At 62.0% G+C, this 22,893-nt stretch carries 24 protein-coding genes; 7 read left to right on the forward strand and 17 right to left on the reverse strand.

The window, feature by feature from the left end; genetic code table 11:
• Positions 1 to 6 precede the first annotated feature (6 nt).
• Genes LB577_RS04645 through LB577_RS04655 form a run of 3 tightly spaced genes read left to right on the forward strand, consistent with a single transcriptional unit; the run spans position 7 to position 2,446 of the window.
• Positions 7 to 402, forward strand: a complete 396-nt coding sequence (locus LB577_RS04645) for a cupin domain-containing protein (protein ID WP_224685732.1) — start codon at positions 7 to 9, stop codon at positions 400 to 402.
• Between the two features lie 31 nt (positions 403 to 433).
• Positions 434 to 1,177, forward strand: a complete 744-nt coding sequence (locus LB577_RS04650; RefSeq protein WP_224685733.1) for an SDR family oxidoreductase — start codon at positions 434 to 436, stop codon at positions 1,175 to 1,177.
• A gap of 48 nt (positions 1,178 to 1,225) precedes the next feature.
• Positions 1,226 to 2,446: an arabinose transporter gene (locus tag LB577_RS04655; RefSeq protein WP_224685734.1), complete on the forward strand. Its 1,221-nt coding sequence runs from the start codon at positions 1,226 to 1,228 to the stop codon at positions 2,444 to 2,446.
• 246 nt (positions 2,447 to 2,692) lie between these two features.
• On the opposite strand, the gene LB577_RS04660 is transcribed toward LB577_RS04655, so the two are convergent.
• The 4 genes from LB577_RS04660 to LB577_RS04675 all read right to left on the reverse strand — a co-directional run bounded on the left by LB577_RS04660 (position 2,693) and on the right by LB577_RS04675 (position 4,973).
• On the reverse strand, positions 2,693 to 3,160 hold the full coding sequence (locus tag LB577_RS04660; protein WP_224685735.1) for a class I SAM-dependent methyltransferase: 468 nt from the start codon (positions 3,158 to 3,160) through the stop codon (positions 2,693 to 2,695).
• A gap of 300 nt (positions 3,161 to 3,460) precedes the next feature.
• A complete protein-coding gene (locus LB577_RS04665; protein ID WP_224685736.1) occupies positions 3,461 to 3,817 on the reverse strand; it encodes a VOC family protein in 357 nt (118 codons plus the stop codon).
• Positions 3,818 to 3,985: 168 nt separating this feature from the next.
• Positions 3,986 to 4,384 carry an MAPEG family protein gene (locus LB577_RS04670; protein WP_224685737.1) on the reverse strand — a complete coding sequence of 133 codons (399 nt, stop codon included), beginning with the start codon at positions 4,382 to 4,384 and terminating at the stop codon, positions 3,986 to 3,988.
• A 349-nt stretch (positions 4,385 to 4,733) separates the two neighbouring features.
• Entirely contained in the window at positions 4,734 to 4,973 is a 240-nt protein-coding gene (locus LB577_RS04675) for a DUF6894 family protein (protein ID WP_224685738.1), read from the reverse strand.
• A 957-nt stretch (positions 4,974 to 5,930) separates the two neighbouring features.
• Here LB577_RS04675 and LB577_RS04680 point away from each other — a divergent pair.
• Both LB577_RS04680 and LB577_RS04685 read left to right on the forward strand, forming a co-directional pair.
• A complete protein-coding gene (locus tag LB577_RS04680) occupies positions 5,931 to 6,317 on the forward strand; it encodes a hypothetical protein (protein ID WP_224685739.1) in 387 nt (128 codons plus the stop codon).
• Positions 6,314 to 6,838, forward strand: a complete 525-nt coding sequence (locus tag LB577_RS04685) for an RES family NAD+ phosphorylase (RefSeq protein ID WP_224685740.1) — start codon at positions 6,314 to 6,316, stop codon at positions 6,836 to 6,838. The genes LB577_RS04680 and LB577_RS04685 overlap by 4 nt, the downstream gene beginning before the upstream one ends.
• A gap of 38 nt (positions 6,839 to 6,876) precedes the next feature.
• Here LB577_RS04685 and scpB read toward each other — a convergent pair whose 3' ends face one another.
• From scpB to LB577_RS04710, 5 genes are all read right to left on the reverse strand, one after another.
• Positions 6,877 to 7,599, reverse strand: a complete 723-nt coding sequence (gene scpB / locus LB577_RS04690; RefSeq protein WP_224685741.1) for an SMC-Scp complex subunit ScpB — start codon at positions 7,597 to 7,599, stop codon at positions 6,877 to 6,879.
• A gap of 2 nt (positions 7,600 to 7,601) precedes the next feature.
• Positions 7,602 to 8,555 carry a DUF1403 family protein gene (locus LB577_RS04695; protein WP_224685742.1) on the reverse strand — a complete coding sequence of 318 codons (954 nt, stop codon included), beginning with the start codon at positions 8,553 to 8,555 and terminating at the stop codon, positions 7,602 to 7,604.
• A 184-nt stretch (positions 8,556 to 8,739) separates the two neighbouring features.
• Entirely contained in the window at positions 8,740 to 10,140 is a 1,401-nt protein-coding gene (locus LB577_RS04700) for a hypothetical protein (RefSeq protein ID WP_224685743.1), read from the reverse strand.
• Position 10,141: 1 nt separating this feature from the next.
• Positions 10,142 to 11,347: an MFS transporter gene (locus tag LB577_RS04705; protein WP_224685744.1), complete on the reverse strand. Its 1,206-nt coding sequence runs from the start codon at positions 11,345 to 11,347 to the stop codon at positions 10,142 to 10,144.
• 107 nt (positions 11,348 to 11,454) lie between these two features.
• The gene (locus tag LB577_RS04710) at positions 11,455 to 12,342 is read right to left on the reverse strand and encodes a helix-turn-helix transcriptional regulator (RefSeq protein ID WP_224685745.1); all 888 of its coding nucleotides are present in this window, start codon (positions 12,340 to 12,342) and stop codon (positions 11,455 to 11,457) included.
• Between the two features lie 277 nt (positions 12,343 to 12,619).
• Between LB577_RS04710 and LB577_RS04715 the strand changes: the two genes are divergently transcribed.
• Both LB577_RS04715 and LB577_RS04720 read left to right on the forward strand, forming a co-directional pair.
• On the forward strand, positions 12,620 to 13,612 hold the full coding sequence (locus LB577_RS04715; protein WP_224685746.1) for a class I SAM-dependent methyltransferase: 993 nt from the start codon (positions 12,620 to 12,622) through the stop codon (positions 13,610 to 13,612).
• A gap of 11 nt (positions 13,613 to 13,623) precedes the next feature.
• Positions 13,624 to 14,583 (forward strand): LysR family transcriptional regulator, encoded by a 960-nt coding sequence (locus LB577_RS04720; RefSeq protein ID WP_224685747.1) that lies wholly within the window; start codon positions 13,624 to 13,626, stop codon positions 14,581 to 14,583.
• 22 nt (positions 14,584 to 14,605) lie between these two features.
• Here LB577_RS04720 and LB577_RS04725 read toward each other — a convergent pair whose 3' ends face one another.
• The 8 genes from LB577_RS04725 to trbE form a co-directional block, all read right to left on the reverse strand.
• Positions 14,606 to 14,845, reverse strand: a complete 240-nt coding sequence (locus LB577_RS04725; protein ID WP_224685748.1) for a DUF2274 domain-containing protein — start codon at positions 14,843 to 14,845, stop codon at positions 14,606 to 14,608.
• A 2-nt stretch (positions 14,846 to 14,847) separates the two neighbouring features.
• Complete coding sequence (locus LB577_RS04730; RefSeq protein ID WP_224685749.1) at positions 14,848 to 16,023, reverse strand: TrbI/VirB10 family protein; 1,176 nt, start codon at positions 16,021 to 16,023, stop codon at positions 14,848 to 14,850.
• Positions 16,024 to 16,091: 68 nt separating this feature from the next.
• Entirely contained in the window at positions 16,092 to 17,231 is a 1,140-nt protein-coding gene (gene trbG / locus LB577_RS04735; protein ID WP_224685750.1) for a P-type conjugative transfer protein TrbG, read from the reverse strand.
• Positions 17,228 to 17,911, reverse strand: coding sequence for a conjugal transfer protein TrbF (gene trbF / locus LB577_RS04740; RefSeq protein WP_224685751.1), 684 nt, complete (start codon positions 17,909 to 17,911; stop codon positions 17,228 to 17,230). The genes trbG and trbF overlap by 4 nt, the downstream gene beginning before the upstream one ends.
• Before the next feature lie 2 nt (positions 17,912 to 17,913).
• Entirely contained in the window at positions 17,914 to 19,275 is a 1,362-nt protein-coding gene (gene trbL, locus LB577_RS04745; protein ID WP_224685752.1) for a P-type conjugative transfer protein TrbL, read from the reverse strand.
• A 1-nt stretch (position 19,276) separates the two neighbouring features.
• Positions 19,277 to 19,672 (reverse strand): putative entry exclusion protein TrbK-alt, encoded by a 396-nt coding sequence (gene trbK-alt, locus LB577_RS04750; protein WP_224685753.1) that lies wholly within the window; start codon positions 19,670 to 19,672, stop codon positions 19,277 to 19,279.
• A gap of 10 nt (positions 19,673 to 19,682) precedes the next feature.
• Positions 19,683 to 20,441, reverse strand: a complete 759-nt coding sequence (trbJ, locus tag LB577_RS04755) for a P-type conjugative transfer protein TrbJ (protein ID WP_224685754.1) — start codon at positions 20,439 to 20,441, stop codon at positions 19,683 to 19,685.
• Positions 20,438 to 22,891 (reverse strand): conjugal transfer protein TrbE, encoded by a 2,454-nt coding sequence (trbE, locus tag LB577_RS04760; RefSeq protein WP_224685755.1) that lies wholly within the window; start codon positions 22,889 to 22,891, stop codon positions 20,438 to 20,440. Before trbE ends, trbJ begins: the two co-directional genes overlap by 4 nt.
• Positions 22,892 to 22,893 lie beyond the last annotated feature (2 nt).

Genomic DNA, 22,893 nt, shown 5'->3' on the forward strand with positions numbered 1-22,893 from the left:
ATCATGATGGACATTCTTCGCGCAGGCAGCAGGCCTTCCGGCAAGGGACCGGCTGACTGGTTCACCGGCACGGTGCGGATCGATCCGCTCTTCAACCCCTTCGACGCCGCGCGAGTCCAAGGCGCTCAGGTGACCTTCGAGCCGGGCGCCCGTACGGCCTGGCACACGCATCCGCTGGGGCAGACCCTGATCGTCTCCTCCGGCCGAGGCCGTGTGCAGCGCGAGGGAGGCCCGGTCGAGGAGATTAGGCCCGGCGACGTCGTCTGGTTCGCGCCGGGAGAGAAGCACTGGCATGGGGCGTCGCCCGAGACAGCCATGAGCCATATCGCGCTCCAGGAAGTCAAGGACGGGAAGGTCGTCGACTGGATGGAACATGTGACGGACGCACAATACGGCGCCTGAGAAACCAAACCATCAACTTTGGAGAACTGCCATGATCAAGGACAAGGTCGTAATCATCACCGGAGCTTCATCGGGCATCGGTGAGGCAACCGCGAAGCTGCTCGCGAGCAAAGGCGCCAAAGTCGTCCTTGGCGCGCGGCGCGCTGACAAGCTGAAGCGAATCGTCGACGAGATCGCCAACAACGGCGGTCAGGCGGCCTACAAGGAAGTGGACGTGACGAAGCAGTCCGACAATGACGCTATCGTCGAGCTGGCCAGGAAGGCGTTCGGTCGCGTCGATGTCATGTTCCTGAATGCCGGCCTCATGCCGATCTCGCCACTATCGGCACTTAAGACCGACGACTGGCACAAGATGGTCGACGTGAACGTCAAGGGTGTCCTGAACGGCGTCGCCGCGGTGCTGCCGGAGTTCCTCGCACGCAAATCCGGACACATCATCGCGACCTCTTCGGTTGCCGGGCTCAAGGCCTACCCGAACGGCGCGGTCTATGGAGGCACGAAATGGTTCGTGCGCGACTTCATGGAAGTGCTGCGCATGGAGTCCGCCATGGAAGGGACGAACATCCGCACCGCGACCATCTATCCGGCCGCGATCAACACGGAACTGCTTGAAACGATCAGCGACGAAGGCACGGCCGCCGCGATGCAGAATACCTATGACAAATACGGAATCTCGCCCGATCGGATTGCTGACGTGGTTGCGTTCGCCATCGACGCACCTGAAGACACCACGATCAACGAGTTCACGGTCGGGCCCGCCAGCCAACCTTGGTGATCCGAACCGAAGCCTCCGCCAACTAACGTCATCAGATTGCTTCGACGAATGACACACCTGCCGACATCGTCAACACCATTGCGTTCGGTCGCGGTTAGCCTGCTGGCCCCCATGGCAGCGGTGTTGGCCGGGTTTGTTGTCATCGGCGCAGCATTGCCTGTTCTTCCGCTGCACGTCAGCCACAATCTGGGATTCGGTAGCGTCATTGTCGGCATGGTGGCAGGAACGCAGTTCGCGGCGTCCCTGGTTTCACGCGTATGGTCGGGTTCCTTTGCCGACGTGAACGGAGGAAAACGAGCCGTTCTGCTGGGCCTGGTTACCGCAGCGGCTGCCGGGCTGTTCTATCTTCTGTCCATTGCCGTCGCGCGTTCGCCCGTTCTCTCCGTCTCGATCCTTGTCGTCGGACGCGCGGTGCTGGGCGGTGCCGAGAGCTTTATCATCACAGGTGGCGTGGCCTGGGGCCTGGCGCTCGTGGATACGGAGCACTCGGGAAAAGTGATTGCATGGGTCGGCACTGCGATGTTCGCGGCATTGGCCTTCAGCGGACCTTTCGGAACCATATTGTTCACAGCCTACGGCTTTGCGGCGATAGGGCTGCTGACCACACTATTGCCGTTGCTCGTCCTGGGATCACTCATGCGAGCGCCAAACCCTCGGATACAACTGCGGCAGAGAAAATCCGACGTGAGAGCGGTTTTTCGCGACGTATGGCTGCCAGGCGTTGGTGCGGCACTCGCCAGTGTCGGCTACTGCTCAATCCTTGCCTTCAGCTCCCTTCTGTATGCCGACAATCATTGGCGACCGGTCTGGGTTGGATTTACGGCGTTTGGAGCTGCGCTGATCGCAGCGCGTGTGGTCTGCGGTCATTTGCCTGACAGGTACGGCGGTGCAAAGATCGCCCTGCTGTTCGTGCTGGTGCAGTCCGCCGGGCTTCTGCTCATCGGGTTGGCACGAAGCAGTGTGCTTGCTTCCTTCGGAGCCGCGCTGGCGGGCCTGGGTTACTCCCTGGTCTACCCCGGGCTTGGCGTGGAGGCGGTTGGTGGCACATCCCCGCAAAACCGCGGCTTGGCAATGGGCATCTACACGGCCTTTCTGGATGTCGCGATGGCTCCAGGAAGCCCGGCGCTGGGGTGGGCTGCCGATCGAGCAGGTTTGAGCGTGGTGTTCTTTATCAGCGCCGGTGTCACCTTTTGTACAACCGCCATTGCTTTGCATTTAGCTTACAACGCGCATCAGGCCAACAGGCGCACGGCTAACCACGTCCGCTAAACCGGCCAAAGTAGTAGCCATTCAATCGCAACGTTGAAAATGACCGCGGGCGATGCGACGGCGACCTCACGAGCGGTCGCCTGCAACGCCGGCTTTCGGAACAGGCAAAGTTGGCCTCTAGGTCCGGCTTGAGGCGCATTGCCGTCCGATAGCTTGGAGGCCGGGAGCGAACGTCCGCTTCGGCGTGAGATGCAGATGAGCGGAAGGAGAGGTAGCGACAACTTGTGATCAACAGGCGATCTCAAATTATCTCCGCACACCCGTCGCAACGAGCCACGCGGTTTCCGAGCTCGGTCTCCGCACCTCGGTGTCGCTGAACCCTGCATCTTGCAATGCGGCAATGACCTCGTCCGGCTCGCGTGCTGTGAAGATGTCGGCCGGCATGTTCATCCGATCCATATGTACCTTCGGAAGGAGGCCAAGCACGACTCGCCCGCCTGGCTTGAGTACACGCCCGAGTTCCGCGGACCCAGCTTTGAGGCTTTGCCAGAAATACACTGTGTGGACGCTGAGTGCCTTGTCGAATGTTGCATCCGGCAAGGGCAGGCTCTCGACCGTGCCGACCCGAAACTCGGCTCGCCCGGCATTGACTGCATCAGCGAACCGACGCGCGGCGGCGTCCACGACGCTCTCAGAGCGATCAACACCGCAGACGAATACTGCGCCCTCAAGAAGTCGCGACAGCACCGTCCCACCGCCGAATCCGACTTCCACGGCACGATCTTCCGGAACCCAAGTGCAATTGATCGACGGCGTAAGTGTTCAGCCGGGCATTGCCGCGGTTCATGCCTGCCCGGACAAGCCAACCACCGATCCCAGTCGGCCACGAAAGCTGTTTGGCTATGAACCTTGGCGTCATCCAATCCCACCCCGCGCCGGATCATAGGGCGGTTCCTCTGCCACGGGCAACTCCGTTTGCGATCAGTCCTGTGAAAGCACCTCTCGCAAGAGTGGGTCACCACGCCGGAACGCGCGATGCTGATGCGTTGCCATGAGAGGGCGCGCTTCGGCTTGTTATGTTTTGAAGGGCCTCGAGGGTGGCTCCGCAAGAGTGATGCGATTTCCGTCAGGGTCTGCAAACTGAGCGATCCTTCCGTAGTCACCCTCCGATTCGGCGGTCAGCCTCACTCCAATTTCTTCGAGCGATTTGCGGGCATCATCTATTCTGGGCACGACAATGGTCAGTCTACCTGACCCTGCATTCTCTTTGTCTTGGAAGATCTGGATGTTAGCGCCTGCCACGCCACGCCATTGGATCAACCCTTGCATGGGACGATCATCCGGCCCCCGGCCGAACAGGTGAGTATAGAACTTCTCTGCATCGCCCATGCTCGATGTCGCGAGCGCGGCGTATATTCCTTGGATTTCCATTGTGCGCGTCCTTCCAGTCGCCTGACCTGTAATGGGAGAACGCTTGGTTCGGTTCCACGCGCGGAGCGCCGGGTAGGGATCGATGCGGCAAAGTCACTCTCCCGTGGTCAGCTACCTGAATGCGTTAATCCGTTCGATAGCAGAGGCTGACGTCACAAGGCGCCAGACCTATCCCTGCATCATCAAGAATATGATCCTGCCAAGCGCTCCGAAGAGAAGGGCAAATGCGGCGAGAGCTTGAATAAAGAAGCCGGGGTACCGCCTCAGCGGCGCGGACAGATAACCGATGAAATAGGCTATCCTTCCGGCTATCCAAAGGAGTCCCAGTGCAGCCGCCCATGGCGCGCTCCAGTAGACTGCGAAAAGCCACATCGACGGCAGAAAGATCGGCAGCCATTCAATTGAGTTTGAATGGGCGCGGATTGTCCGCTCAAGCAACGGATCGCCATTCATCGTCGGGGCGAGAATCCCCGTCTTCTTGTGGGTTCTGGCGACTGTCAGCGCCATGCCAAAGGTCATCAGGCTGCAAAGCAACGTCACAATAGCCACCGAGAAATACCGTTCCATGCCTACCTCCTTTCATTGCGGAACAGGTAGGCAAGCAAAGGTTGTCGCGAGTGGCAAGCTTGCCTGTCTGTCATTCCTGACAAAACAACGGTCAGGCGGCTTCACCCAGCTCATCACGGCGGACTCGGGACCGACTGGCTGAAGGCCACGCAATACAATTCCATGATAGCCGCTGATAAACGGTCAGTTACGGGTAGCTCCCGCTCTGTCAGCTATCCGCTCTAGCAGCTTGCGAGATTCCTCGATTGTGAGGCGGGTCTCTTCACTTGCCAAAATAGCGTCGGTTATGTGGCCCAAAGTCCGCTGAATGCGCCATCGGGCGACGTTCAGGAATAGCTGCAGTTGGGCCTCATCCATCGCGTACCTCGCGTGACAGCTCGAATGTGACCTTGACGATGAATAGTTGACTCGCTTGGTCTCGGACGCGGAAGGCAACTTCCCTGAAGCCGTGCGACTTCTGGTCCTTGACTATTTCGAGAAGGGCTCTGGTCGCTTCGTTCTCAACGGATTCGAAGGTGGGAAGGTCGACACCTTCGGTGTCGGGGTGAATTTCGCCGTCATCGGCTAAGTCGAAGAAAAAGCGGGGCATTCCCTCCTAAGTTCGGATCGCGAAAAAAGTTCTCTGTACGATTTTACGGAGCGAAGCGTTGCGGCGGCGCGGCCATAAGGCGGTCGATCATGTGCATTGGTCGACAATGGCATGCGCTTTTTTTGTCCTTTGTAGAACCTCATGTTCAAGAACCCGTTCCGGCGGTGGCAGCGCCTAGCGCTGCTGGTCAAGGAAAGGCAACCCTTGGCCGGGCTCGCATCACCCCCAAGTGGTGCGAGCCCTCTAAACGCCAATCGGGTAGGCGCCCGCCTGTTCTCTCGTGCTGGCGACACAAGTACCGATCGGAACAGTCCATCCTCGAACGAGATCAGGGAGAAAGCGCCGAAAACAGAAGCCGGTCGCTGAGAAATCCTGCCCATGATTATCGGCCCGGCAAACTGCTTTCTTGACCGCCACCTTCATGTGAGGAACATCAATCACGCGGCCTCTCTGATGTCTGCGGAGTTGGCAGGAACCTGCTGTCGCGACAGGTCAGGCCGCCTAGCCCAGTTCCTCTGAGCGTCGAGCAGTTCATCCTCCCCAGTCAGGCCATTCATAAACAGCTTGAGGACGTGCGCAGCTATGCGCTCTGCGTCCTGCGAAGCAAGCGCTACGCCGCGCTCGTTGCTGACCGCCTCACTGAACGGTGGCAAGGGTATCTCGGACCGAGACGATGCTTCCAACTGGGATGTAACGGATCATGCCGCCAGCGGCGCACAGCCCCGCGTCGCCTCTGATGCAGGACGAGCCGACCGAGGGATCGACAGCAACGTCGGCTTCCAGGCAACACGACTATGTGTCTCTATGACTGAGATGAGGCGCATTGTTGCCGCCAGCTGGCAACCGCTACGAGGATGAGGAAGGACATACAGGGCGCTGGAAGGCGCCAAGTCACTGTTCACTTGCTATGCATTGAAATGTGCATATATTGGGCGTACGAGAGGTTGGAGAATTGTCATGGCCCACGCACAGCTCGCACATTCCACGGTGATCTCGGGCTTTGTCGATAGCCTTCAGGAGCCGCGCACGCCTTATATCTCGCCGAAACGCCTGTCGCAGGCGCTTGGCGTGAAGGTGGCCAATCTGGCGCAATTGACCGGCGTCCATCGCAACACGCTGCGCAATCCGTCATCTGAGCGCCTGCAGGGCCGGATGCGCGAGATGGTGAAGGTGATCTCGGCCGCGACGGAGCTCACCAGCGACGTCGACAAGGCAATCTACTGGTATCGCAATGAGCCGATCGCCGACTATGGCCATCGCACCGCGGCCGAACTCGTCGCGGACGGCCAAGTCGAAGCAGTCCTGGCCTTCATCCGGGATCTCGAGAACGGGGCGCGCGGGTGAAGGTCACCCGCGTCGGGCCGGACGAGATCTTCCATCGCTATCTGACACCCAAATGGGCCTTCCTGCCCACCAGCGGTGCAGGCGCGGCGATCGACGGCGGTCGCTTCAACCGGCCAGGCGTCGAAGCACTCTATCTGTCCCGTTCGACCCAGACGGCTCTTGACGAATACAAGCAGGGCGCCAGCATCGTCCCGCCGGCAACGCTTGCCGCCTACAAGATCACGCTCGCTGAGGTGGCCGACCTTTCGCAGGGATTCGACCCGGAGATCTTGGACAGCGCTTGGCAGGAATGGGATTGTGCCTGGCGCCAGATCGCTCGCATCGACAAAAAAATCCCGCCATCGTGGAAGCTCGCGGACCTGATCATCACGGCCGGGCTTCGCGGCATCCTGTTCCCGTCGCTACGTCACGCCGGCGGCACCAATCTGGTGATCTTTCCGGCCAATCTTGTCGACGGCGACCATGTCGCGGTTCACGATCCTGATGACCGGCTGCCGCACGACCAGTCATCTTGGCCCTGAGTTGCTAGCTGTCGTAAGCAACCTGTTTTTCGATCAGTTCAGAGCGCCTCATCCTCAACGACGCATGTCGTTGGCTCGCCCTCTTCGCCGTCGCCCTCTCTCCGGCCAAGACCGATTGGTATATCCCCGGCCAGCAGCTTCTCCTTCGACAGCAGCCCTGCGTCCTCGAGCGACTCGAAATCCGGCAGCTGGCGCAGCGTGTCGAGCCCGAACTGCGACAGAAAATTTTTGGTCGTCACATAGGTGTAGGGCGCGCCGGGCTGCGGGCTGCGCGGTCCCGAGGCGATCAGCTCCTGCGCGCGCAGCACGCCGATCAGGTCGCGCGACACTTCCTTGCCGAAGAAGGCCGACAGCTCTGCGCGGGTGATCGGCTGGAAATAGGCAATGCACATCAACACCAGCGCCTCGGATTGCGACAATTCCTTCGCACCCTGCCCCGCAGGTGTACCGAATGCGGCGTGGATCACGTCGCCAAAAACCTTTTTGGTCCGGTGCTGCCAGCCGCCGGCGACCGCGACCAGCTCGTAGGGGCGGCCGGCGAGTTCAGCGCGAATGTCGTCGATGATCAGCTCGACATTGCAATTTCTTCCCACCACCCGCGCGAGGACACTACGTGTTACCGGTTCGCTGGCGGAAAAAATCACCGCTTCGACGCGGCCCATCCACTCGCGCCAGCGAAGCTCGGCCGGCAGATGTTCCAGCTCGACATCCAGCAAAGCCGGCTGAACGTCTGGCTTTCGGCGGGCGGACGCTTCGCTCATCCCTACAATCCAAACAGCCGAAAAGTGGTGCGGCCGGAGAGCTCGCGCACGGCATCCAATTGTTGCAGCCGGTCAAACAAGCGCCGCGCCGCAAAGCGGGACAGGTTTTTGGTCGTCAGCGAGCCCGAAACGGCGTCTTCGTCGAGCAGTCTTTGGATCACCTCGCCGGCGCCCTTGGCGCGCAATTTTGGCGCGATGGCGATGAGTCTTTCGGCACGACGCGACAACTCGGCGGCCAACCGGCAGGACTCCGCCGCCGCTTGAACCAGCGCAACGCAAACCGCCCGCTCAAAATTCTTGTCCCCGGGCCGGATCCGACGGCCGCCGCCGGCCTCGCGAAAAGCCGGACCAAATGCCTGAGCCATCAGCAGCGGCAGCGGCCGCGGCCAGCCCAGGCGTTGCGCCAGTATCAGGTCGGCGAGCCACCAGCCAAAGAGCTCGGCATCGGGACGCATGGTGACGACGCGGGCGGCGATCACCGCGGCGGCGAACGGCGCCGGCCGCTGCGATGCCGCCAGCTTTTCGATCTCCGCGGAAAGCGCGGCGAGCGCCGCGTCGTCCCAATGCACTCCGAGCTGGTCGACGATCTTTTCGAGCCGGTCGGGGGCGGCGACCGACGGCTGCATGGCCAACTGCCGCCAGGCACCAAGAACCGCGCCGGCGGGGCCGGTATCGGCGCCGGCCGGGCGCAGGTACCAGGCATCGCGCAGCGCGGCCTCGTCTTCTGAGCGGCCGGCGAGCCGCATGCTGGCGGCGGCACAGCGAAGCGCCATCCGCTGCCGCCAGGCTCCGGCCCAGCTGGCTTGCGCGCGGGCGAGGCCGTCGAGCGAAGCCAGGGCGGCGCCGGCGTTGAAGGTGGCGTCAGCGTCGCTCGGCGCGCCGGCGTTTGCGAGCGCCCAGGCCGGGACGGCGGGCGGCGCAGAGGCAATGGCGGTCGCGGGATCGAGGCGAATCATGATTTGGAGGGTAAAGTGGCTGTGCGCTTTGCGCCATCAGTTTTGCACCAAAACGCACAGCCTGTCGGATCAGCATAATGAACGATAATGTTGCAATATCAATCGTTTAGCCAGAATGCCATCGTGTCCGTCAGGGCTCTCCATTGGCACTGAAGACCTAGTGTCTGGAAGCGTATAAAACCTTTCAGGAAAAAGCCCATTCCGCATCGGCTGGCGTGACCAGCCCCTGCCGCAGCCGTCTGTGAAGTTCATGCCACGACGGGTCTGACACGAAGCCTTTCATGCTCCCACATGCCTCGGCGAAGGAAATATCGCCCAAACGGTCGATAAGATCACTCATCGCGCCGTTGCTGCCATTCAGGAACAGCTCGAGCGGATAATCATCACACTCAATGACCCGATGTCCCCAGGCACCCGGCACGTCGTCGGTCGCGAGAGCCTGCCGAAGATCTTCGTCCACACCTGCGGCCTCGAGCGCCCTGCAGACGACATAGCGCATCAGGGGGTAGTAGATCGGCTGATAGCTGCCTCCAAGCGCGCGCACGCCGGGCAGGATCGACGAAACCAGAAACATCAGCAGGAGATTCGGGACAAGGCTGCGGTTTGCCAGGCGCTCGAGAATGTCGGAGGCTGTGAAGCATGCCAGCTTCATACCGGTCGCAGGATCGATAAGTTCTCCGGCGATCAGACGCAGCGGACGGCGTTTGCCATTCTCGTAGAACCAGAAGAAATCAGTACCCCGAGCGAGCCAGCCACTCCAGGGGCCAGAGGCGAGCCCGTCGAGGCCGGCAAGGATGTTGGAAGCGAAATTCGGGTCTTCCAGCAGTCTCATGCGCAGCCAGGAATTTTCGTCCGACAGGTGATCGGCCACCAGGTCGGCAACATCTTCGTCGTCGATCTGCAGGAAGGCAAAGCGGCCTCCGAACATTTTTGGCCAGAGGAGCTGATTGGCTGCCTTGATGGCATGCGCGGGCCGCTCGAATTGCGTCTTCGGCAGAAAGCTGCGAAGCAGCCTGAGTGCGTCTTCCCCCGTGTTTGACTCCGTCGGCAATAACTCGAACCTATAGGGTCCCTGCCCGGCTAATAGGCTGTATCCGTTCATCCGGCTTCGGCTGAGGCCGAAGACGTTGATCGGCTTCCCGTCGACCGTGAGCCAGCCTGGCCCCTTGCGTGCCTTTTCGACGAGGTTCACCGTCGAAACGGCATAGGATACATAGGTCGAACAGCCATGCGCCGAGAGACCAAGAAGGCTAAAGATATGCGTGTAAAAGGCTTCTGGCTCGGTCAGGAGAAACAAATGAGGCCCTGTCTGCATCACACGGCGCCTTTCGAAATCCCTGCAGATTTTCGAGGCGGCATCAGTCGATAGTCCGTTTCGTGTCGCTGCCTTCCTGATGAAGTCGAGGAGTTTGGTGAAGGCTCGGAGCCGGATTTCTGGCTCGGACCTGGAAGCTGGCGCCTCAAAAAGGCGAAACGCATAGTCTCGGATCGGCCGGGAATGATATGGGCTCATCCAGGGGTAGAGTGCCGTCAGCGACCCCAGGACTGCCTGTTTCGCATCTGCACCTGCTGTTAGCTCTTCCACCTCACGACTCACCTTTTTCTTGCGTCTGGACGACACCGACGTTCAAAAACGAAATACCGATGAGGAGCACCACTCCGAAGCTGGAGAATATCGTCGAAGGAAATGCTCGATCTCCTACAGCGGCGCCGATGCCGAAGACGAGTAGCCCGAGCGCCACGGCCACACTATGCATAATGCCTTTGACCCGGCCCAAGAGATAAACGGACACATGCGACTGCAATGTGACTTCAACGCTGACGCGTCCAAGATTGTATAGAAATCCGAGCGCGGCAAAAAGGACCACTGTCCAAGGCGAGCTTAGATATGCCAACGCCATGAGTACCAGCGCCGTTAGGCCCAAAAGCACGAGATGCCGCGCGTGGACACTCATCGCTCTTTCGATCCGGCATAGAAAGACGGCGCCGATCAGTGAGCCCGCCGACCATGCGGCCTCGAGGTAGGCGAAATCCACGGCAGTACCCTTCTGCTCCTGGAAGACGAAACTTGATCCCATGACGCTGACAAGCACCGCGCCTGTATAGAGAAGCGCGTAGACGACAATCAAACGACGCAGGCTCGGATCGATTTGTGCCGCAGAGATCTTGGCGATGCGGACATCGCGCGAAACCGGTTCCAGCCGCATCAAGGCAAGGCAGCCCGCTGAAAATAGGAAGAAGGCTGCAAGAACGGTGAATGGCAGGGCTGGCGAGCGCTCATGCAGCAAAGGCCCCGCAAGCAGAGCTGCGCCGAGGTTGCCGGACTGCATGACGAAGAAGACGGCGGAATTCGTGGCTACAAGATCGCGACCGTCAGCTATCACGGGGATCATTGATTGAGAGCTCGTTAGCGCGACACGGTCGCAAAACGAAAACAAGGCCGCCGACAGGCAGATAATCAGAAACACGTTCATGTAGAGGAGCGCGCAAGCGGTCGCCAGCATAACGACGAAGCGGCTGAGGTCTGCCGCAACGTTCAAGCGCCGCCTGTCGAATCGATCCGCCGCTACGCCGGCCAAAGGGCTCGCGATGAATTCGACAATGCTTGCGATCGCAAGGAAGGTCGCCACGCCGGCAGTTCCGTACCCTCGTTCGACGAGAATCCAGGCGGATGCGATGTAGTAGCCGTTCCGGGCGACAGCCGCCGAAAGCGTGCTGGCCAGGAATCCGAAGTGGGGATTGGACCGAACGGCCGGCCCTTTGGGATGATGAATTCGAACCAGGTTTGACATGAACGGCGCATCCGGGCTGACCGCCGATGGATACCTTCTTCCGCCAAGCCTGCTTTACTGTGATGTTGGGGTTTTCCGATACTTGCCGAGAACCGACCAGCGGCGGCCTAGATTCTGCATTGACGCCGAAATTCCGTGGGGGCCGCGCCGAAGGCCCGCTTAAAGGCGGTCGTGAAATGGCTCGAACTGCCGAAACCGCATTCCATCGCGATCTCCGTCGCCGACAAATTGGTCGATCGCAGCATGTCCGCGGAATGCTCCAATCGGCGCTGCGCAATGAATGCATGCGGCGTCATGCCTGTCGACTGCTTGAAGGCCCTCCAGAAATGGAACCGGCTAACCCCAACCTCTTTTGCCAAATCGGCGAGCGTAGGCCTGCCGCCCGACAAGGCCTCGATCATTCCCACCGCGCGCTTGAGATCGAACGATGACAGACCGCCTTTGGCCGGTTCCTGATGGACGCCGTTCAACCTGAACATTTGCCCGAGCAATTGCGTGGCCTGGCACTCCACCATCGTTGCGCTGATGGGGTCAGGCTGCTTGAGCTCCAAGACAATCCTCTGCAACGCCAACTCTACAGTGGTGTCCCGAAATCCGATCGAAGGCGGCAGCACTGCCGCGCAATTGCGAGCCATTCCCACAAATACGTCGTCGGCGAACCCTTTTTCAATCGAGACCAGGAGGTAGGAAGCGGTCGCATCCCCCTCGTCCCACCCGTTCCATTCACTGCCGGCGGGAATGAAGATTATCGAACCGGCCCGACGCGGCGAAAAGGCAATCCGGCGCCCGTCCACAATGTCTTCTCCGCGGCTCGCCGTGCCCTTCAGGTTCATCAGGAACACATGGTTTGGCCGGAGGATTCTTGTCTCCTGGCGCTCAAGCCCGGTTCTTTTGACCACGTCAGCCCGCACGCTCACCCAATTCTCATACTTGTGGGCAAGCGATTGGTGCTGTGAACGGCGGTTTTCGGTCGGGTCGAGGGCCAGAGTATTCACGTATCCACAGTCTCCTTACTGGCGAGTGGCCAGTCGTTACGTGATGTGGCGAACCATTGGTTGCTGAACAACACGCAAATAACTCTGGATTGGTAGAAGATGTGACTTTAGCGAAAAAATGGCAAGCGAGGGAAAGCCGCCAGTATCCGGCAGGCCTACCAGTTGCTCCCGCCAATACTTGAGCGCGGTGAATATTAGAAAACACTTATCCTAGTCGAATTTCCCCAGCGACGTATCGGCATCTCACCAATGGAAACGGTGCTGGAGGCATACTGCGATGCGTGGACTCGACGACTTTCTGGCTGAGTGCGACAATGGCCCACGGATCAACGGACTCGCCGGCTTTTTCGCGGCGACCGCCGCCGGAAAGAGCGGGATGCCGATCCGCAAGCCCGTCGCCGATGGCCGCCTTCTGCCAAGCGATGAACTGCTGCGCGGCCTGGTCAGCCTGCATGCGGCACGACAGGGTTTTTTCGACCAGCACTACCACGGCAGCATTCCCTACAGATTGGAAGAGGAGTGCCGGATGGCCTACGCAGTGCTGAAATATGCCCGCCATCGTGGCGCTCCGCTTTCGCTATACAGCCTTGGAACGGCGGAAGGCACGATGGCGAGAACGTTGTCGGAACTGGCCGAGGGACAGATACGCACACTGTCGTGCAGCCCGAACGCGGAGAATTACACAAGCTTCATGGCCTATGGCGAACCACCGCACGCCGACTTCTTCATTGGCCCCTTCCATAAGTTGACAAAGGACGTCCTGAGCTCGGATCCGCGACTGGCAAATTTCGCCAACGGCTTCGATATGATTCTGGAAGATACGACCTTCCAGATGTACTCGCCAAACAGGGCAAGCCAGATCGAGTTCGTGACCCAGCACCTCAAGCAGGACGGCATCTTCGTCTTCGTCGAGAAGTTCCGGGCTGTCGAGGAACCGGACTACAGGCGTCGCGAATACCAGAAGGATTTCGGCTTCAAGGCGCGCTATTTTCCCCCGGACGAAATCGAGAAGAAGCAAACCCTCGTTCTGGACACGATGTTCGGGAATGAGGTGACTTTGGCACAGATGGCCGACGCAATACGCGCGCATTTCAGCTACTGCTCCCTGACGTGGAACAGCGGAAATTTCTGTAGCCTCGCTGCGAGCAATAGCGAGGAAAACCTGAACCGGTACCTTTCCCAGATGGCCGCTCCAGCCATTCCGCTCGAGTACGTCTACGAAACCAGCCTGTATCCGACCCTGCCGGTTAGCGCCGCCGCGCAAGAATAGGCTCCTGAGCCTTGAGACAGGTCAACAACACGCTCCGCCGTTTGGACCATGTCTTTGCAGCTGTCGACCATGGCAGCCTCAGGCAGGCTGCAAGAGTTCTCAGGGTGAGGGAATCCTGTGTCAGCCGCAACATCGTTGCTCTCGAGCAATTGCTGGACATGCAGCTGTTTGACCGCGACGTCCATGGCGTTCGGCTGACCGAGGCGGGTCGGGACTGGGTCGACCTCGTCCGTGCTCATTATGAAGGCTTGCACGATGCCATGGCCGGAGGTAGCCGCGGTCACCAGGATGCCAAAACGGTCAGGATAGGGTTATGCGCCCAGATGGGGCGCACGTTCGTGGCGCGTCTCATCGATCGTTTTGGCCGTTTGCATCCGGACGTGTGCGTCGCGATCGAAGACGTTCCAGTCGAACAGTGCCTGGCGGCTATACGCCGCCGGCGCCTCGATATCGTCTTCACGCAGGGGCTTGAGAACGCCGCTTTATGCCGTAGCGAGATATTTGCACACGAGCGCTTGTTCGTTCTCCTGCCTTGTTACCATCGGCTTGCTGAAAGGCCTGCTGTCACATGGGCAGATCTTGCAGATGCGTGCCTGCTGGTTTCAGGCGCATCGCCGCAGGATCCGGGTTTGCTGGAGCATATCGCCGCGAGCGGTGGCCCCACTGTCCAGATATGCCGCGCCAGCGAAGCAACGCTCATCCTCAAGGTGCAACTCGGTCAAGGGGTCACTCTTGCGGGCGAGGGTTTTGCCAGGACGGTCGCCATTGATGCCACGGTGTGGAAACCCGTCAGTGGCCAGAGAAGCATCAGTTCGATCAAGGCGGTGTGGCTGGAATCGAACCCAAAGCGTGCTCTTTTGCGGCTGGTTGGGACCGCAAGAAACATGGTGACTTCAACGCGACCCGGGCATGCCCCTGTCAATGCAGGAAGCACGGAACGCCGCAGCGCGATTTCTGAAGTCACGCCATGACGCGCGACTGACCCGGTCCGCCTCAGTCGTCTGGCCTCTGACCACCCTCGGAACGCTTTGCCCTGGCAAAGCCCCGATCCGTCGCCATGAACCGCTCCAACATGGCAACGATGAGGCGCGGCGCATCGGCGGGCCTTTGCCCCGCGTCGCGGCCGAGTATCTCGGCATAGGCGGTCAGGTCACGGTGCAGCGCCGCGGGGAGTTCCACCATGACCTTGACGGGTTTGTCGTCGGCGATTGGCCCCAGTTTCAGCTTGGCCATTTTCAGCCTCCGTAGGGTTCGAGCACGAGATCGCGCGTGACGATGACGCGCACCGGGAATCCCGGTCGGATGGTGAGCGTCGGCGCTACGTTGAGCTGCCGCTGGACGATCTGCTGGCCTGTCTGGCTGATGCTGTCCGAGGCGCCGCCCTGGCGCAGAGCGCGCATGATGTCGCTCTCCTGGCCCGATGAGCCTGCCTGCGCGCCGATACTCAGGACCGTGGAAAGTGCGGCGGCCTTGAACAACTCGCCCCAGTGATAGTCGACGCCATCCTCGAGGCCAGCATAGCCCTCGGCGTCCGCGCCGGGCTCACGTTCAAGAACGATGGAGCGGCCGTCAGGAAAAATCAGCCTGGTCCAGACAAGCAGCACGCGGCGCTGGCCGAAGCCGACACCATTGTCATACTGGCCAATGAGGCGCGCGCCCTGCGGAATGAGAAGAATGTGGCCGGTGGGGCTGTCATAGACATTCTCGGTAACCTGCGCCGTAATCTGACCCGGCAGGTCGGAGCGAATGCCGGTGATGAGAGCGGCCGCGATGACGGCCCCCGCCTGCAGGACATTCTTCGACGCCGGCGGCGCGACGCGGTCAGGCGAGACGGTACGCTTGTCCGGCGGCTGATCGAGGAACGCGCGCTGGCGGTCCTGCGCCGAGGGCGGCGCTGGCTGCGGCGCGAGGCCAAGGCTGGCGAGATCGGTCTGTGGCATGGTGTCTGTCACGGCTCGAGGGACAGTCGCGTCACTGGCGGACCGTGTTTGCGTGGACGCGAACAGTCGCGCGGTCCTCGCCGCCTCCAGCTCCTGTTCCCGGCGCTGCTGCTCAGGGTCCGGTCCAACGAGGCCGCTTGATGGCGCGGGGTCGCCATTTTGCGCGTTGAGGATCGGGCGGCCGAGATCACCGGGGAGCGGTGGGCCAAGCTTCGGAACGCCGGCATAGTCCTTCGGCAGGCCGGCAAGGCCGTCGGGTGTCGAACGATTGTCGGTCGAATACAGCTCCTGTCCCTGGCCTTGCTGGCGGTTCTGCAGCGCGTAAATCAGCGCCCCGCCGACAGTCAGGCTTGCGGCGAGCCCTAATCCTGCCAGCGCCTTGCGCGACAGGCGCGACACGCGCGGCGGCTCGGCGCGCAGCCGCATGGCCTCGGCCGGTTCGCCTGTCAATGGCCGGTCATCATCCTCCATAGGTGCCTCCGGCCGGGCGTCATTCGCCGGCCTCCGGCCTTCTTCCTTCCCGGGATCGAAATTGCTGGTCACGATGACGACCCTCCCCTGTCTGTGCGGAGGTACGTCGCTGGTGGGGTCTCAGCAGGCCCACGCATCCATGAAAATCGACTGCTCCTTACCCCATCGGTGCGGGAGATCCGGACGCGCCTCTGGTTCTTGCCGGCGCCGAAGCGCAACTCGGCGGCGGCAAACAGCCGGTCGACGATCATGTAGTTGCCGCGCACGCGATAGTTGACCAGCTCGGACGTGTCGCCTTGCGGCCCAACCACGAAGAGTGGCGGCATCTCGCCCTGGGCGATGCCCCGCGGGAACTCGATGAACACCTGCTTGCCATCGTCGAAGGCGCGCAATGGCCGCCATGGCGCGCGATCGCCTGTCACGTCGTACCGGAAATTCACACGAGAGAGATCGATGCCGGTCGAGACCGGCTGTGCAGCTTCGGCCTGCTGGTTCTGACGGCGCAAGGCAATGAGTTGGTCCTGCGGGTACTGCCAGGAAACCGACGCCATATAGGTGAACGGCGTCGAGCGCAGTTCCATGTGATAGGTGCGCCGATCGGTATTGATGACGAGATTGGTTATGAGTTCGGCGCGCGTCGGCTTGACGAGGATGTGGACTTGCTTGGCTCCGCCCGCACCGCTCTCGGTATCGCCGATGATCCAGCGCACGGTGTCGCCGGCGGCGACGGGACCGGAGCCGACGAGCTGCTCGCCGGGCTGGAGCGCGATGTCGGTGATCTGCCCTGGCGATGCATAGACCTGATAGAGCGCGCCATCGACGAATGGATAGACCTGCATGGAGTTGATGAAGCCGGTGCGCACAGGCTGGACGCGCGCGGCCGCGTTGGCCAGGTTCACGCGCGCGGTCGGATCGGTCGGTTCCGGCTCGGGCTTTGCGTCCTTGCCGACTGGCTTCAACTGGCCTGGAAGTGGCAGCGGCTTTGATAGCTCCACCACCTTGACGGGCGGGGGCGGATCGACGGCCTGCACGGCCGGGACCGGATCGTCATAGGAGATCTCCGGCGGCTTTTGCCTGGTGGCACAGCCCGCAAGCGCCAAGGTCAAAAGCAGTAGTGCTGGAAAGGCTGTCCTACGAAACGCCGGCACTGCCTGGATGAGGAAAGTTGGACACCCCGAGTGGGCGGCCTTGAAGAGTGCGGGCGTCATTGTCCAAGCTCCTTCGACCAGTTGATGGCGTTGATGTAGATGCCGAGCGGGTTCTTCCTCAGCGCGTCGGCGTCGCGCGGGGCCTGCACGACAATTGTGAGGATCGCAGACCAGCGCTCCGTGGAAGCGAGCGAACCGTCCTGATAGCGGCGCTCGACCCAGGCGATGCGGAAGCTCACCGGCGATGCGCGGATGACCGACGACACGTCGACGGCGACCTGTTGTTTGCCGACCTTGGTGAACGGGTCATTGGCGCGCGCATAGTCGTTGAGAGCCAGCGCCCCGCCCTGCGTCGCGAAGTCATAAGCGCGCAGCCAGTTCTGCCGCACGATGACCGGATCGGCGGGGATCGACCTCACCTGTTCGATGAAGTGCGCCAGGTAGAAGGCGATCTGCGGATCGTTCGGCTGATAGTCGCCGACCGCGGGGGCGACAGCCTGCGCCTGGCCGAGACGATCGACCTGCACCACCCAGGGCACGATTGAGCCGCTGGCGGATTGCCAGACGAGCGCGGCTGAGAACCCGGCGGCGAGCGCCAGGCAACCGAAGGCCATGTAACGCCAGTTGCGCGCCTGCACGCGAGCGGAACCGATGCGCTCGTCCCAGACCTGGGCAGCGCGCTGGTAGGGCGTCTCGGGTTGTGGGTGTTTGCCGTAATGCGTGGACGGTCGTTTGAACATGCTTAGTCTCGTTCAGAGAGGTTGATCGAGGAGCCGCCGCCATGGCTGTCACCACTGCGAACAGCGTGGGCGGCGGCCTGGACGCCGTGCGTTATCTGTTGCGAGCGCTTCATGCGCTTCGCCCAGGCGGGCTGACTCTCGGTGGCGGAGGACGCGGCGGGAGCGGAGCCGGCTTCGGCGGCGATCGCGCCGATTGTGCCGGCGGTGGATGATCCGCCCGTCGTCTCGAAGGCTGCGCGAGCGCCGGACTGGTAGCTGTGCTTCATGCTGCCTGCCGCATTATTGGCTGCGCGCTTGAGCGGTGAGATGGCACCCTGGGCGCCGGCGCTGATGACACCGCCGAGCCCGGATGCGACGCCAGAAAAGCCAGAGTCTCCGGCCGCGCCGAGATTGTAGGCTGTGGATGCCCTGCCCGCGGTGGCGGCACCGCCACGGGCCGCCGCTGCTGCACCGCCGCTGACAGCCGCGCCGCCGGACACGACGGCGCCGGCGGCCGCGGCGCCCACTGCTGCCATGCCGCCGGCGGCGAGCCCGGTGCCGACCGCCGCGCCCGCGCCGAGTTGCGGGCCGCCGGAGACGAGACCGTTGGCAATGCCAGGTCCAAATATGCCAAGGCCGAGCAACGACAGCGCGGCCAGGACGATCGCCATGGCGTCGTCGATCGACGGTGTGTTGCCGCTGAAGCCTGCGGTGAACTCGGAGAAAAGAGTCGAACCGATACCTATGACGACGGCGAGCACCAGCACCTTGATGCCGGACGAAATGACGTTGCCGAGCACCCGCTCGGCCATGAAGGCGGACTTGCCGAACAGACCGAAGGGTATCAGCACGAAACCGGCGAGCGTCGTCAGCTTGAACTCGATCAAGGTGACAAAGAGCTGGATTGCCAGGATGAAGAAGGCCAACAGCACCAGCGCCCAGGCGAAGAACATGCAGGCGATCTGGATGAAGTTCTCGAAGAAGGACCAATAGCCCATCAGGTTCGAGATCGAGTCCAGCAATGGCCGGCCGGCGTCGAGCCCGGTCTGCGCCACCTTGCCCGGGCGCATGAGATCGTCGACGGCAAAACCCGTTCCCGAGGCCTTCAGGCCAAGCCCGGCGAAGCTTTCGAAGACGATGCGGGCGAGATTGTTCCAGTTGGAGATGAGATAGGCGAAGACGCCGACGAACAGCGTCTTCTTGACGAGGCGCGCCATGATGTCGTCGTCCGCCCCCCAGGACCAGAAGAGCGCAGCCAACGTCACGTCTATGACAATCAGGGTCGTGGCGATGAAGCCGACCTCGCCGCCGAGCAGGCCGAAGCCGCCGTCGATGTAGCGCGTGAAGACTTCGAGGAAATGGTCGATTACGCCCATGCCGCCCACGTCAGCGAGCCTCCGGCCGAGGCGGCTCGACCTGCGTCTCAGGAGCGGTCACATCCGGCCGCTCTCCTTCTTTCCGGTCGCCTGACGCCGCTACGTCCGGAAACAGCGTTGTCGGCGCTACCGGATCAGGCGCGGTTGCCGCGTCACGTTGACCGAGAAACCGGCGCCGGCTTTCTGCCCATGCCCTCAAGCAACCGGGATCGCGGGGGCTGGCCTCGCCGATCCCCGAACAGCGTCGCAATTCGGACGCGAGCGGGTCTTGTGACGCGATGGAACGGTCCCGCATCGCCGGGGCGTCAGGCTCATCATTCTTGCTGCTCATCTCGATCGCGGTCACAGTCAAAGCGACCGCGATGAAGACGACCGCGCCGATGCGCGCGAGGATCTTACCGTCCACCGCGCCGTCCTCAGTTCTTGCCATAGAACATCTGCGCACTGCCGGGCTGGTAGCCCGAGCCCTGCGTCAGGAAGCGGCGGCGCTGCTCCCTGCCCTGCTCGGCGGCGGTGGCCTGTTCGGCCGATTGCAATGCCTGCGCCCGACCGTTCGCGGCAACGACAGCGGTGAGATCGGCGAGTTGCTGCGCCTGCAGGGCGAGGAGCTGGTTGCCGGCCTGTGTTGCCTGAAGCGCGCCGGTCGCACCCTGGCTCTGGCCGACCAGCGCCGACATCTCGTTGCGATTGGTATCGATGTTGCCAACGACGCCCGCCTGCACACGCATGGCATCCTGAAGGCCACCAACCGTGTTGCTCCAGCGCGAGCGCGCGTCGGTGACGAGTTGCTGATCCGAAGCCGACAGCGAGACGCTGCCGTATTTCTGCTGGAAGGCCTGATCGATCTGCTGGACGTCATAGGCAATATTCTGCGCCTGCCCGAGCAACTGCTGGGTCCGCTGCACGGACTGCTGGAGCTGCTGCAGCGAAGAGAACGGCAGGCCTGCGAGATTGCGGGCCTGGTTGATGAGCATCTGCGCTTGGTTCTGAAGCGAGGTGATCTGGTTGGTGATCTGCTCGAGCGAGCGCGCTGCCGTCAGCACGTTTTGCGTATAGTTCGTGGGATCGAATACGATGAAGGCGTGCGCCGGAGTCGCCAGCATCGGCGAGAGCGCGGCGGGAGCGGCAATCAGGGCGGCAGCGAACCGCATGGCAAGTGAAGGGCGCATTTTCATGGGGACTTCTCCTTGTTGGTGAGGGCGGGGCTGGTTAGTGCGGGAACGAGTTCAGCGGCCCAGCCCACGTCGCGGTGGGTCAGCCAGGCTGCGAGGAACCCGTCGCGGCCATGCTCGGCGACGATATGGGCGATCGCCGCCTGGTCGGTCTTTGCGGATACAGCGCAAAGCGCGAGTGCCACATCCGACAGACCGAGCTCGAACAGCCGGTTGCCGCGACGGGACTGGCAGTAGTAATCGCGCTTCGGCATCGCCCGCGCGATGATCTCGATCTGGCGATCGTTGAGGCCGAAGCGGCGATAGATCGCCGTGATCTGCGGCTCGATGGCGCGCTCGTTCGGCAGGAGAAGCCGGGTCTGGCAGCTTTCGATGATCGCGGGCGCGATTGCCGAGCCATCAATGTCGCTCAGCGACTGCGTGGCGAAGATGACACTGGCGTTCTTCTTGCGCAGCGTCTTCAGCCATTCGCGGAGCTGGCCGGCAAAACCGTCATCGTCCAGCGCAAGCCAACCTTCGTCGATGATGAGAAGGGTTGGCGAGCCATCAAGGCGGTCCTCAATGCGATGGAAGAGATAGGAAAGGACCGCGGGCGCAGCACCCGTTCCGATCAGCCCTTCGGTTTCGAATGCCTGGACCGACGCCGATCCGAGATGCTCGCGCTCGGCATCGAGCAACCGGCCGTAGGGGCCTCCGACGCAATAGGGGCGCAATGCCTGCTTGAGATCATTTGATTGCAGCAGCACGACCAGACCGGTGACGGTGCGCTCCTCGACAGGCGCGGACGCCAGAGAGCTCAACGCTGTCCAGATATGCTCCTTGACCTCAGGGGTGATCGTCACATTCTCGCGCATCAGGATCGCCACGATCCAGTCGGCGGCCCAGGCGCGCTCAGGGACATCATGAATGCGGGCGAACGGCTGAAGGCTGACGCTGTCGATCGCCCCATCGCTGAGGTCGCCGCCGAGATCGTGCCAGTCGCCGCCCATGGCGAGTGCGGCCGCGCGGATCGAGCCGCCGAAATCGAAGGCAAAAACCTGCGAGCCCGCGTAGCGGCGGAACTGCAGCGCCATCAGCGCCAAAAGCACGGACTTGCCCGCGCCAGTCGGGCCGACGATCAGCGTGTGGCCGACGTCGCCGACGTGAAGCGAAAGCCGGAACGGGGTCGAGCCTTCGGTCTTGCCGAAGAGCAGAGGGGGCGCTGCAAAATGCTCGTCCCGTTCCGGCCCCGCCCACACCGCGGAAAGCGGGATGATGTGGGCGAGATTGAGCGTGGAAATGGGAGGTTGACGGACGTTGGCGTAAACGTGACCTGGCAGGCTGCCGAGCCAGGCGTCGACGGCGTTGATGGTTTCGATCATCGCCGTAAAATCGCGGCCCTGGATGACCTTTTCGACCCGGCGCAGTTTTTCGTCAGCGATGCCAGGATCATCGTCCCACACCGTCACCGTCGCGGTGACATAGGCCATGCCGGCATAGTCGGCACCGAGCTCCTGCAGCGCCATGTCGGCGTCGGCGGCCTTGTTTGCGGCGTCGGTGTCCACGAGGACGGACGCCTCGTTGGTCATCACTTCCTTGAGGATCGCGGCGACCGATTTGCGCTTGGCGAACCATTGACGCCGGATCCTTGTCAGCAGCCTGGTCGCATCGGTCTTGTCGAGCAGGATCGCGCGTGTCGACCAGCGATACGGGAAGGACAGCCGGTTCAGTTCGTCCAGCAGACCCGGCGTGGTCGCGGTCGGGAACCCCGTGACCGTGAGAATGCGCAGGTGCGACGGGCCAAGCCGCGGCTCGAGCCCGCCGGTCAGCGGCTGGTCGGCCAGCATGGCGTCGAGATACATCGGCGTTTCGGGAACGCGGACATTGTGGCGATTGGTCGAGACGCAGCCATGCAGGTAAGTCAGTGTCTCGGCGTCATCGAGCCAGCGGCACTCCGGCATGAAGGCTTCGACAAGGCGCAGGACGCGGTCGCTGCGATCGGCGAACCCGGTCAGCACCGCATTGGGGTCCAGGCCCTTCTTCTCGCGCCCTTCGTAGAGCCAGCTTTCCGCGCGCGCAGTGTCTTCGGCGGGCGCAAGATAGGTGAGTGTCAGGAAGTAGCTGGACTCGAAGTGCGCGCCGGCCTCCTCGAAGCCCGCCTTTCGCTCCGCATCGACCAATGTCGAGGCCGCATCCGGAAAGTGGCTGTCGGGATAGCGGGTCGAGGCATGGCGCTGCGCCTCCACGAAGATCGCCCAGCCGGACCCGAGACGGCGCAAGGCATTGTTGAGCCTGCCGGCGACGGCGACCAATTCGGCCGGAACGGCGCTGTCGAGATCGGGACCGCGAAAGCGCGCGGTGCGCTGGAAGCTGCCGTCCTTGTTGAGGACTACGCCGGCGCCGACCAATGCCACCCAGGGCAGGAAATCGGCGAGCCGGCTGCTACGATTGCGATATTCGGCAAGATTCATCATCC

This window comes from Mesorhizobium sp. B283B1A, from assembly GCF_020165735.1.
In the GTDB taxonomy this organism is placed as follows: Bacteria; Pseudomonadota; Alphaproteobacteria; order Rhizobiales; family Rhizobiaceae; genus Mesorhizobium; species Mesorhizobium opportunistum.